The organism is Helicobacter pylori FD535, from assembly GCF_000296015.2.
Lineage (GTDB): Bacteria > Campylobacterota > Campylobacteria > Campylobacterales > Helicobacteraceae > Helicobacter > Helicobacter pylori_CT.
The window spans coordinates 1-11,734 of sequence record NZ_AKHP02000053.1; the positions used below are offsets into that span (position 1 = coordinate 1).

Genomic DNA, 11,734 nt, shown 5'->3' on the forward strand with positions numbered 1-11,734 from the left:
CTACCGCCAGTTGGGTGAAAAAATGTATGGTATTAGAGTGAACGCTCAAGACACCGTCAAAGACATGGTTTTACAAAATTCCGTGATTAAAACGAGAGTGAATGCCCTCATTCGTAACGCTGAAATCACTGAAACCATCTATAAAGACGGCTTGTGTCAAGTGAGCATGGAGCTTAAATTAGACGGCAGGATTTGGTATCGTATTTTGAGCGGAGCGAGAGGATAAACCCTCTTACTCTATAATCATGCGGTATTTTAGAAGCGCTTTTTTATTATTTTTCATGACGCTTTTTTTTGCCTCTTGCTCCAAACACCCTTTTTCTAAGCAAACCCCCAAAACTAGGGAGCAGATCAGACAAGAAGAGGCCCGTAAAAAAAGAGAAGAGACTTTGAATGCCTTGCGCCAATTCAGGCTCATTTATATTAACACGCCGGTTTTTCGCTTTTATGATTACGGCACGATTAAAACCGATAAAGACCATAATATTGAAGTAACCCTTTATAAGCTCAGCCAAAGAGTGGGCGATATTTATATGACTAAACGAAGCATTTGTTTTAGCCAAAAATGTTCGGCTAAATGGATTGCTGCAAGGGATTTGTTTGGTAAGGTGAGCTATGGGGATTTGTTTGATGACATTGTTTTAGGGAGGGATATTTTTAAGGGCTTAGGCAAACGCCACTTAACCCCTGAATACGTGATCCAAAGGTTTCAAAAAAGCGGGGAAATTATCCTTTATGAAAGAAAAAATGGCCTGATTTCTTTCCAAAATTTGACGCAAAAAATCGCTATCAGGATTGAACCCTATGAGCCTTCTTTGCAAGATTTAGAAGATAATGAAAACGCTGACAGCGAGCTCCAATGAAAAACTTTTCCCCACTTTGTTGTTTTAAAAAGCTCAAAAAACGCCATCTAATCGCTTTGAGCCTGCCCTTGCTTTCTTATGCGAATGGCTTTAAAATCCAAGAGCAAAGCCTGAATGGCACGGCTTTAGGCTCGGCGTATGTCGCTGGGGCTAGGGGCGCTGACGCTTCCTTTTATAACCCGGCGAATATGGGCTTTACTAACGATTGGGGCGAAAACAGAAGCGAATTTGAAATGACCACCACCGTGATTAATATCCCGGCCTTTAGCTTTAAAGTCCCTACGACTAATCAAGGCTTGTATTCAGTTACGAGCTTAGAAATTGATAAAAGCCAACAAAATATTTTAGGCATCATCAACACTATAGGGCTTGGCAATATCCTTAAAGCGCTTGGCAACACAGCCGCTACCAACGGCTTATCACAAGCTTTCAATCGGGTTCAAGGGCTTATGAATCTAACCAATCAAAAAGTCGTAACCCTCGCTTCAAAACCTGATACTCAAATCGTGAATGGCTGGACAGGAACGACTAATTTCGTTTTACCCAAATTCTTTTACAAGACTCGCACGCATAACGGCTTCACTTTTGGGGGGAGTTTCACCGCTCCTAGCGGGTTAGGCATGAAATGGAATGGTAAGGGGGGGGAATTTTTGCATGACGTTTTCATCATGATGGTAGAGCTTGCCCCTAGCATGAGCTATACTGTTAATAAGCGCTTTTCCGTGGGCGTAGGCTTAAGGGGGCTTTATGCGACCGGGAGCTTTAATAACACCGTTTATGTGCCTTTAGAGGGCGCTTCGGTTTTGAGCGCGGAGCAAATTTTAAATTTACCCAACAATGTTTTTGCCGATCAAGTGCCAAGCAACATGATGACTTTATTAGGCAATATTGGCTACCAACCAGCGCTTAATTGCCAAAAAGCCGGTGGGGATATGAGCGATCAAAGCTGTCAAGAGTTTTATAACGGCTTGAAAAAAATCATGGGCTATAGCGGTTTAGTGAAAGCGAGCGCGAATCTTTATGGCACGACTCAAGTCGTGCAAAAATCCAACGGGCAAGGCATATCGGGGGGCTATAGAGTGGGTTCGAGTTTACGCGTCTTTGATCATGGCATGTTTTCTGTGGTGTATAATTCTTCAGTTACATTCAATATGAAAGGCGCTTTAGTGGCTATCACAGAGCTTGGCCCTTCTTTAGGGAGCGTTTTGACTAAAGGCAGCTTGAATATCAATGTCTCACTCCCCCAAACCCTAAGCCTAGCCTACGCCCACCAATTTTTTAAAGACCATTTAAGAATAGAGGGGGTGTTTGAGCGCACTTTTTGGAGTCAAGGGAATAAATTCTTAGTCACCCCTGATTTTGCGAACGCCACTTACAAAGGCTTGAGCGGAACGGTGGCTTCACTAGACTCTGAGACGCTTAAAAAAATGGTAGGCTTAGCGAATTTTAAAAGCGTGATGAACATGGGGGCTGGCTGGAGGGACACCAACACCTTTAGATTAGGGGTAACTTACATGGGCAAAAGCTTGCGTTTAATGGGCGCTATTGATTACGACCAAGCTCCAAGCCCCCAAGACGCGATAGGCATTCCGGATTCTAATGGCTATACCGTGGCTTTTGGGACTAAATACAATTTTAGGGGCTTTGATTTAGGCGTAGCGGGGAGTTTCACTTTTAAAAGCAACCGCTCCAGTTTGTATCAATCCCCAAACATCGGGCAATTGAGAATCTTTAGCGCCTCTTTAGGCTATCGCTGGTAAAACATGCTAGACAACAAAACCATTTTAATCACCGGTGGCACTGGGAGTTTTGGCAAACGCTTTGCGCGTCAAGTTTTAGACACCACCAACGCTAAAAAAATCATTGTTTATAGCCGAGATGAATTAAAGCAAAGCGAAATGGCCATGGAATTTAATGATCCTAGGATGCGTTTTTTTATCGGCGATGTGAGGGATTTAGAGCGCTTGAATTACGCTTTAGAGGGCGTGGATATTTGCATCCATGCCGCCGCGCTCAAACATGTTCCCATCGCTGAATACAACCCCCTAGAATGCATTAAAACCAATATCATGGGAGCGAGCAATGTGATTAACGCATGCCTAAAAAATGAAGTGAGCCAGGTCATCGCTCTAAGCACCGATAAAGCCGCTAACCCCATTAACCTCTACGGCGCGACGAAATTGTGCAGCGATAAGCTCTTTGTGAGCGCGAATAACTTTAAAGGCTCTTCTCAAACGCAATTTGGCGTGGTGCGTTATGGTAATGTGGTGGGGAGTCGTGGGAGCGTGGTGCCGTTTTTTAAAAAATTAGTCCAAAACCAAGCGAGTGAAATCCCCATTACAGATATTCGCATGACACGATTTTGGATCACTTTAGATGAGGGGGTTTCTTTTGTGCTTAAAAGCTTGAAAAGAATGCATGGGGGTGAAATTTTTGTGCCTAAAATCCCTAGCATGAAAATGACTGATCTCGCTAAAGCCCTAGCCCCCAATACCCCTACTAAAATCATCGGCATTCGCCCGGGCGAGAAACTCCATGAAGTGATGATCCCTAAAGATGAAAGCCATTTAGCCCTAGAATTTGAAGACTTTTTCATCATTCAGCCCACTATAAGCTTCCAAACGCCTAAAGATTACACGCTCACCAGACTCCACGAAAAAGGCCAAAAAGTCGCCCCCGATTTTGAATACAGCAGCCATAATAACAGCAAATGGCTAGAGCCTGATGATTTATTGAAATTATTATGAATTTTTTAGAAGATTTGTTTTACCCCTTAAGATTATTAGAAAACAAGCGCGTTTTATTGCTCGTGAGCGGCTCTATTGCGGCGTATAAATCCCTAGAATTAGTGCGTTTGCTGTTTAAAAGCGGGGCCAGTATTCAAGTGGTGATGAGTGAGGGCGCAAAAAAATTTGTTACGCCCTTAAGCTTTGAAGCTTTGAGCCATCACAAAGTCTTGCATGATCGTAATGAAAAATGGTATTACAACCACCAAAACGCGTTGCACCATAACCACATCGCATGCGCTGCTGATGCTGATTTACTCATCTTTGCCCCTTTAAGCGCTAACAGCTTGTCTAAAATCGCTCACGCTTTAGCGGATAATACCATCAGCGCGACTTTTTTAGCTTGCGCTTCCCCTAAAATCCTAGCCCCTAGCATGAACACCAACATGCTCAATTCCCCTATCATTCAAAGCCATTTAAAACGCTTGAAAGATTTCAATCATATTATTTTAGACACGCAAAAGGGCCTTTTAGCATGCGACACTAAAGGCGATGGAGCGATGGCTGAGCCTTTAGAAATCCTTTTTAAAGCTACTCAAACGCTCCTAAAAGACGCTTATTTTGAAAACAGAGAAGTCATCGTTATAGGTGGGGCGAGCGTGGAAAAGATTGACAGCGTTAGAGTCATTAGCAATCTTTCTAGCGGGATTCAAGCGAGCGCTTTAGCTCTAGCGTTATATTTTAAGGGAGCGAAAGTAACTTTGATCGCATCAAACTTCCCTACCCCCTTGCCTAAAGAAATCACAAGCGTTTCCGTTAGCGACACCGCTTCTTATGAAAACGCCTTGAATAGCACCGCTAAAAGCCTGCAAAAACATGCCTTAAAGCCCCTGCTCTTCAATCTAGCCGCCATTAGCGATTATGTGCCTAAAACTTCTTTCAACCATAAGCTTAAAAAAAGCAAACTGGGTCAAACCCTAAACATTGAATGCGTTCAAAATAAGGATTTACTGGCTTCTATCAATCCTAACCAATTCGTTAAAATCGGTTTTAAAGCTGAAGACGATCAACAAAACGCCATCAAAAACGCTCAAAATCTTTTAAAACCCCTTGAAGATAACGGCAAGGATTGCTCCATGGCTGCTTTGAATCTCATTAAAGATTCACGCCCTTTTGGCTCATTAGAGAACGAATTGTGGCTTTTTAGCCATCATAAAACCCAAAAAATCCCTTCTATGAACAAATTAGAAGCGGGCTTTAAAATCCTTGATTTTATCAAAGACAACGCCCTTTAATGTTAGAAGCCCTAAACGCCCTAAACCAGCTTAACGCTCTTCATTCCAAAAACGCCGCACACCACTTTAACGCTACCCTACCCATTCTTTTAAAGGTTTTAGAAAAACAAGATAAAGATCTTTTTCTTTTGCAAGTGGGTAATAGGATTATCCCCACCAAAAGCGAACAAGATTTAAAAATCAATCAGCCTTATTTTGCGACTATGCAAAGAAACCAACTGGGCGGTATTGTGCTTAAAAATTTAGTGCCTGCCCCAAAAATCTTAGACGCATTAGATGATTTGCCAGCCCTTGAAATGAATAAAATAAAAGAAATCTTAAGCGCCAAAGACAATACCCCTTTAAAAGAATACAAAGAACTTTTGAGCGAAAAATTAGTCCATGCTAAAAATTCGCAAGAGTTTTTGAACACCGCCAACATGCTTTTAAGCTTGCAATCGCAGGTTTTAAGCTTTGTGGTTGAAAACGAACGCAAAAAAGCCTTTTTACAGATGAAAGCCAAAAAACAAAGCGTTGATTTTTACGCTCTGTATCCTAACTTGGGCGAAATTGGCGGCGTTATTTATTTAAAAGAAAAAGAGAAACAGCTTTTTTTAAAAACCACCCTCCAAAGGACCAAAGAGGTTTTAAAAGAGGCTCAAAACACCCTTTTAGGCTTTTCTTCTGTGGAAATCGTGTGTGAAAAAACCCCCATGCTTTTTGCCTTTGAAGAGCGTTTATTGGACACGATAGGGTAGAAAAATTTTCGTTGTGGGATTTTAAAATCCCTCACGCATGGTTTAAAAGTTTTCCAACCGCTAAGGCTTTATCTTTGGCTTGCGTGATCGCGCTAATGACTGCGATACCGCTAATCCCGCACTCGCGCAATTTTGAAGCGTTATCTGTATTAATGCCCCCAATCGCTATGAGGGGTTTTTTTACCCCGCTGTCTTTTATTTTTCTTAAAAACTCCACGCCTACAACTTGTTTGTCTTTTTTAGATGGTGTGGGGAAAATAGGGCCTACCCCTAAATAGGATACGCCGTCTAAATGGCGCGCTCTTAGGGCTTGCTCTAAAGTATTGACGCTCAAACCTATAAATTGGCGCTTTTTGCATAAAGTGATTACCTCTTCTATAGCCATGTCTTCTTGCCCCACATGCACGCCATCAGCCTTTAATTCTAGCGCGAGTTTTATCTCATCATTGACAATAAAAGGCACGCCGTATTTTTGGCATAGTTTTTGACACTCTAGGGCTAGTTGTTTGATTTCAACAGGATCTTGTAGAGCTGAATCGCCTTTTTGGCGGAATTGAAACGCTGTGATTTGAGATTGTAAAGCTGATTCTAAAGTGTCTAAAAGCGCGTTTATCTTATCGTTTTTGCCGCCCTTTATGTGGTAGAAGTCTTGCGAACCAGCCACAAACATGAGTTTCAAACAATCCGCATCAAACAAGCTTTTTGATACTCCATAAATTCAAAGGCCCATGCCCATGCCCAATGTTTAAGGGGTTTTGAATGATGATGGTTAAAAGCTCTTTAGCCTTTGTGATAGCGTTTTTTAGATCCAACCCTTGAGCGAGTAAGCCCACAATCAAGCTAGACAGAACACAACCCGTGCCATGCGTGTTTTTCGTGTTAAAGCGCTTGGCGTTTAGGACAAATTCAGCGTCTTCTAAAAACACCCAGTCGTTGCTAAATTCCCCTTGAAAACGCTCTGTATGCCCTCCTTTAATCACAGCGTTTTTAACGCCTAAATCCCTTAAAACGCCCATCGCTTTTGAAGCGCTTTTATCATCTCGCACTTGAACGCCTGTGAGCGCATAAACTTCAGGGAGGTTAGGGGTTAGTAAATGGGTTTTAGGTAAAAGGCGTTTTTTTAAGCTTAAAACCGCCTCTTCTTCTAAAAGCAAAGCCCCATTCTTTGCCACCATCACCGGATCTAAAACGCACCACCCAAAATCGCATGTTTCTAAAGCGTCCGCTACGCATTCAATGATTTGATTATTGCATAACGCTCCCATTTTGAACGCTTTGATAGAAAAATCATCTCTAATGGCTAGGATTTGTGCTTTCACGCTCTCAACACTCAACGGATAAACCCCATGCACGCCCTGTGTGTTTTGGGCGGTGATGCAAGTAATCACGCTTGTCCCAAACACGCCCAAAGTTTGGAACGCTTTCAAATCGGCCTGTATCCCAGCGCCCCCACCGCTATCGCTGCCAGCAATGCTTAAAACTTGCGGGTAAATTTTCACAACTCTTCCTTAATAAGGCTGTTTTCTAACTTTATGGGCAAGCTCAGAGCGTCTAAAAAATAAAACAAGAACGAACCATTAGAGCCGTTATTTTCCAACACCTTTTTTTGCGCATTAAAAGCGGCTTGTTTATAGAAAGCGCAAAGTTGCGCCACTGAATCTAAGGGGTCTTTTTTCAAACCTAAAAAGCTTGCGCACGCTGCTGTGTGCAAACACCCAGCCCCAGTAATGAGCGCTAAATACCCGCTCCCCCCAGTAATGCTCAAAACTTTTTTCCCATCGCTCACGTAATCTGTTTTACCCGTCATTACCGCTACCACAGAATATTTTTGAGCCGCTCGTTTGATTATTTCTACAGGCGTGGTGGCATCATAGGAGTCTAGCCCCTTACTTTCGCAAGAAACACCCACTAAAGAGCCTAATTCTGCAGCATTACCCCTAAGAACGCTAATCCCACCACTTTTCAAAAGCTCTAAACTGGTGTCATGGCGCAAAGCGCTCGCTAAGCACCCCACAGGATCTAACACGATGGGTTTATTCAAAGCCTTGTAATGTTTGATAGCCTCTTTAGCGCATAAAATCGTGCGTTCATTAAGAGTGCCAATATTGATAGCGAGCGCGTCAGAAATTTTTGCTAAATCTTGCATTTCAGCAATGGCATCACTCATTAAAGGCGATGCCCCTAAGGCTAATAAACCATTAGCCACAAATTGCGCCACCACATAATTGGTGATATTATGCACTAAGGGGCGTTTTTGGCGTAATTCTTTTAACATCACAAGCCTCCTTAAACTTTCTTTTATTTTAACAAAAAAATCCATTAAGCGGCGCTGTCTTTGAGTTTTAATATAAAAAGCGTTCAATAATGAACTATTTTTCATCAACCTCATCTTTTTTAGCCCCATTTTTCTTAAATACAGAACTGGTGAGATCACAAAAGCGGTGGAAAAAACGAGAAAGGCTTGCAGCGACTTTTTCTTTCACCTCTTGATAGTGCGAATTTTTGCCAAACCTGGAGGGTCTTTCTTCAATGATTTGAGGGAATTTTGTCCCGCTGAAGCTGATTTCGCCCCCTTTAAAGGCATGCTGCATGAACGAATAGGCTTGTTCTTCATTCAAGCGGTTTTCTTCTATGATATTTTGGAATTCCTCTTCTCTTTTTTGGTGGATATAATCTTGAAAATACGCATGCACTTCTTCATCTTTGTTGTATTTGTCAATGAAATCCATGATCAAATCTTTTTTATTCCTTAACTCTATGCTGGAGTTGATGATCGGCTCTATTTTGGTTTTAACGCCTTGAATTTCCACCCCATGCTCTTTAGCGAACTCTTCAATCAAATTCAAAATATAGTCAATATTGACTTCCACTTGCTTGATGAGTTCAATTTCAAAAATCAAATCATCATTAATCTCTTCTTTATCCCTCCCTTTTTCTGGCCTCATTTCATCGTAAAAATCAAGGTATTTGCTTTGATAGTCTTGAAAATCCCTCGGGTTGATGTAATCGTCTTTTTTAAAATTTTCAAAGCTGTTTAAAATATTTTCTAATTTCAAAATCTTGCCAAAAAGCTTAATGAAATCCTTTTTCTGGCTTTCTGAAATGATGGGCTCTTTTAACGGGAATTCGGTTAAAAGCCTTTTAATCAAACCCTCATAGCCCTCGTATTCTTTATGATTATCCGTGTAGCCTTTCAAATAATCTTCATATTTCCTTAATAACGCAATAGATTTAGCGTCCTTGTCGCCAAAAAGCATGAGAGCGTCATTTAAATCTTGCTCTAAATCCCTAAAACACACGATATTCCCATGCGTTTTAACGCTGTCTAAAATGCGGTTTGTGCGTGAAAAAGCCTGAATTAGCCCATGGTATTTCAAATTTTTATCCACCCAAAGGGTGTTAAGCCTTGTAGCGTCAAACCCGGTCAAAAACATGTTCACCACCATTAAAAGATCGATTTCACGATTTTTCATTTTTTGAGAAAGATCCTTATAATAGCTTTGGAATTTTTGATCCGAAGTGTCAAAAGAAGTTTTAAACATCCCGTTATAATCCGCAATCGCGCCCTCTAAAAAATCCCTTGAGCTTTTGTCTAGCCCGCAAGCGCTTTCATTGTTTTCATCTTCTAGCGCATCAATTTCTTCATTAGCGCTATAACTGAAAATGGTAGCGATTTTAAGATCGTGTTTTTCTTCTTTAAAAGCTTGGTAGTATTTTTTCAGCGCTTCTATGCTAGAGCATGCCAGAATGGAATTGAATCTTTTATTTTTAGTGGCTTGATTGAAACGCTCTACAATGCATCTAGCGATTTCTTTGATCCTCCTAGTATCTAAAAGGGCGTTTTTTTCATCAACCGCTCTAACCTTATCATCTTTAATGCCCTCTTTAGCTTTAATGGTGTTATGGTATTCCACCCTAAAGGGCAAAACATTTTTATCCCTGATCGCATCAATAATGGTGTATTGGTGGAGGCATTTCCCAAATTTTTGCTCTGTCGTGCCTAAAGGGTTGTTTTTATCGCAATTTTGTGCAAAAATAGGCGTGCCGGTGAACCCAAAAAGGTGGTATTTTTTAAACGCTTTAGTGATAGCTTGGTGCATTGAGCCTAACTGACTCCTGTGGCATTCATCAAAAATCACCACCACTTCTTCATTAAAAACCGCATGCCCTTTAAGGTTAGATTTAACGAATTTGTCTAATTTTTGGATCGTGGTGATGATGATTTTAGCGCTAGGGTTTTCAAGCTGTTCTTTTAAAATCTTAGTGCTTGTGTTGGAATTGGCGCAATCTTTTTGGAATTTATCGTATTCTTTCATGGTTTGATAGTCCAAATCCTTCCTGTCCACCACAAACAAAACCTTTGAAACGCCTTCTAATTCTTTAGCCAACGTTGCGCTTTTAAAGCTCGTTAAGGTTTTACCGCTCCCTGTCGTGTGCCAAATATAGCCTCCGCTCTGGCTTTTCGTTTTACTATTTTGCGCGGCTTTGATTTTTTCCAAAATCCTTTCGGCCGCCACGATTTGATAAGGCCGCATCACCAATAAAACCTCTTCGCTAGTGAAAACGCAATAGCGCGTTAAAACGTTCAAAAGGCTGCGCTTTGCAAAAAACGCCTTAGCAAAATCCATTAAATCCTCAATATTGTGATTCTTGCTATCCGCCCAATAATTCGTGAATTCAAAAGTATCGGCTTTATGGTTTTTTTCAATTTGGGCTATTCTGGTGGTGTTTGAATAGTATTTAGAGCTCGTGCCGTTACTGATGACAAAAATCTGTACAAACTCAAAAAGCCCGTCTTCGGCGCTAAAACTATCCCTTTTATAGCGCTTGATTTGATTGAACGCCTCCCTGATCGCCACGCCTCTTTTTTTCAATTCCACATGCACTAAAGGCAAGCCATTCACAAGGATACTCACATCATAGCGGTTTTCATACTTCCCTTTAACGCTGTATTGGTGGATCACTTGCAAGGCGTTTTTATGGATATTTTTCTTATCAATGATTTTAATGTTTTTGGTTTTTCCACTCTCTAGGGTTAGGTTAAAAATCGGATCTTCTTGGATTTTCCTCGTTTTAGCCTTATAGTCATCGTTTTTATTAGCGATGAATTGAGAATAAAGAGTCTCCCATTCCTTAGGCGTGAAAGTATAATCGTTAAGCTTTTCTAACTGCTCTTTTAAATTGTCTTTTAAATCTTGTTCTTTGTGGATTTCTTTAAATTCATAGCCTTGTTTTTCTAAAAGCGCGATAAACGCCCTTTCTAGCTCTGCTTCGCTCTCATAAGCGCCTTTCCTTTCGTTATTATTGCTGTGATACTCCGCTACCACGGTGCTTTCATTATTTTCTGCGATAATCTCATAGCTCATGGTTTTAGGCCTTAAGTGGTTTGAAAGTCAATAGTTTTTCTCGGTAGTATTCGTATTGCTTTTTCCTGGCTTTTATTTCAGCGGGGATACCGGCTAATAAATCGGTGGTTAGGGCTAAAAATTGATCCAAAATCTTAACGATCTCTTGTTGGACTTCTAGGGGTGGGATGGGGACTTCTAATTGTGAATAGCGAGAAATCCACTGCCTTGTATGTTCCCCACTGATATTATAGGGAATAGTTTGCATGTAAAAAAAGATAAATCTGATGTTAATTGTAGGATCTTTTGGGAGTAAGATTTTCATAGCGCTTGATTTCACTTTGAAAGGGAAATCAACCCATTGGGTCGCTGTTGTGAAATCGTCAAAGATGATAACCGGAGAACTTTTACTCGCTTGATAAATGTTGTCTTTTTCGTTTGTATAACCTAAAATAAAGGTTTTTCCTGCAGTTAAAACGGGAGTAGGATAACTTTTATCAAATTCTTTACTCGTTACGCAATATTGATTGGGTTGATCGTATTCTAGCACCTCCCCCAACTTCCTAAACTCCACCCCTTTAGGCGCTAAAGTTTGGAGTAGGGTTTTCAAGCGTTTAGGGTAGGTTTTTGCGCTCATTTTTGCGTCTTTGTGGTTTGAATGGATGCCATCAAAGTCTAAAAGCATGTTTTGGTAATACTGGTATTGCTTTTTGCGCGCGTTTAATTCTGTGTTTAATTCTGTGTTTAATTCTGTGTTTAATTCTGTGT

The 11,734-nt window shown here is 40.9% G+C and carries 10 protein-coding genes and 1 pseudogene; 6 read left to right on the forward strand and 5 right to left on the reverse strand.

Features of this window, described 5'->3' with window-relative positions; all coding sequences use genetic code 11:
- The 6 genes and pseudogenes from DV63_RS15825 to DV63_RS15850 all read left to right on the forward strand — a co-directional run.
- Positions 1-226: pseudogene (locus DV63_RS15825) on the forward strand (LPP20 family lipoprotein); the annotation flags it as partial.
- 19 nt (positions 227-245) lie between these two features.
- A complete protein-coding gene (locus tag DV63_RS15830) occupies positions 246-863 on the forward strand; it encodes an HP0838 family lipoprotein (RefSeq protein ID WP_001268702.1) in 618 nt (205 codons plus the stop codon).
- A complete protein-coding gene (locus DV63_RS15835) occupies positions 860-2,623 on the forward strand; it encodes an OmpP1/FadL family transporter (RefSeq protein WP_000787985.1) in 1,764 nt (587 codons plus the stop codon). The genes DV63_RS15830 and DV63_RS15835 overlap by 4 nt, the downstream gene beginning before the upstream one ends.
- Before the next feature lie 3 nt (positions 2,624-2,626).
- Positions 2,627-3,610, forward strand: coding sequence for a UDP-N-acetylglucosamine 4,6-dehydratase (inverting) (gene pseB, locus DV63_RS15840; protein WP_000886521.1), 984 nt, complete (start codon positions 2,627-2,629; stop codon positions 3,608-3,610).
- Positions 3,607-4,884 (forward strand): bifunctional phosphopantothenoylcysteine decarboxylase/phosphopantothenate--cysteine ligase CoaBC, encoded by a 1,278-nt coding sequence (gene coaBC, locus DV63_RS15845; protein ID WP_001009970.1) that lies wholly within the window; start codon positions 3,607-3,609, stop codon positions 4,882-4,884. Before pseB ends, coaBC begins: the two co-directional genes overlap by 4 nt.
- Positions 4,884-5,621, forward strand: a complete 738-nt coding sequence (locus DV63_RS15850; protein WP_000888426.1) for a hypothetical protein — start codon at positions 4,884-4,886, stop codon at positions 5,619-5,621. Before coaBC ends, DV63_RS15850 begins: the two co-directional genes overlap by 1 nt.
- A 31-nt stretch (positions 5,622-5,652) precedes the next feature.
- Here the strand turns inward: DV63_RS15850 and thiE are convergent, their stop codons facing one another.
- The 5 genes from thiE to DV63_RS15875 form a co-directional block, all read right to left on the reverse strand.
- The gene (gene thiE / locus DV63_RS15855; protein ID WP_000458911.1) at positions 5,653-6,318 is read right to left on the reverse strand and encodes a thiamine phosphate synthase; all 666 of its coding nucleotides are present in this window, start codon (positions 6,316-6,318) and stop codon (positions 5,653-5,655) included.
- Entirely contained in the window at positions 6,311-7,120 is an 810-nt protein-coding gene (gene thiD / locus DV63_RS15860) for a bifunctional hydroxymethylpyrimidine kinase/phosphomethylpyrimidine kinase (RefSeq protein ID WP_000708594.1), read from the reverse strand. The genes thiE and thiD overlap by 8 nt, the downstream gene beginning before the upstream one ends.
- A complete protein-coding gene (gene thiM / locus DV63_RS15865; protein ID WP_031202769.1) occupies positions 7,117-7,896 on the reverse strand; it encodes a hydroxyethylthiazole kinase in 780 nt (259 codons plus the stop codon). The genes thiD and thiM overlap by 4 nt, the downstream gene beginning before the upstream one ends.
- A gap of 94 nt (positions 7,897-7,990) precedes the next feature.
- Positions 7,991-10,987 carry an HsdR family type I site-specific deoxyribonuclease gene (locus tag DV63_RS15870; protein ID WP_000119553.1) on the reverse strand — a complete coding sequence of 999 codons (2,997 nt, stop codon included), beginning with the start codon at positions 10,985-10,987 and terminating at the stop codon, positions 7,991-7,993.
- Between the two features lie 4 nt (positions 10,988-10,991).
- The coding region (locus DV63_RS15875) for a restriction endonuclease subunit S (RefSeq protein ID WP_020982472.1) at positions 10,992-11,734 on the reverse strand (743 nt) is incomplete at its 5' end.

Coding starts and splice junctions, on each gene's coding strand:
- DV63_RS15830 (WP_001268702.1), top strand. CDS start 246: ATGCGGTATTTTAGAAGCGCTTTTTTATTATTTTTCATGACGCTTTTT.
- DV63_RS15835 (WP_000787985.1), top strand. CDS start 860: ATGAAAAACTTTTCCCCACTTTGTTGTTTTAAAAAGCTCAAAAAACGC.
- pseB (WP_000886521.1), top strand. CDS start 2,627: ATGCTAGACAACAAAACCATTTTAATCACCGGTGGCACTGGGAGTTTT.
- coaBC (WP_001009970.1), top strand. CDS start 3,607: ATGAATTTTTTAGAAGATTTGTTTTACCCCTTAAGATTATTAGAAAAC.
- DV63_RS15850 (WP_000888426.1), top strand. CDS start 4,884: ATGTTAGAAGCCCTAAACGCCCTAAACCAGCTTAACGCTCTTCATTCC.
- thiM (WP_031202769.1), bottom strand. CDS start 7,896: ATGTTAAAAGAATTACGCCAAAAACGCCCCTTAGTGCATAATATCACC.
- DV63_RS15870 (WP_000119553.1), bottom strand. CDS start 10,987: ATGAGCTATGAGATTATCGCAGAAAATAATGAAAGCACCGTGGTAGCG.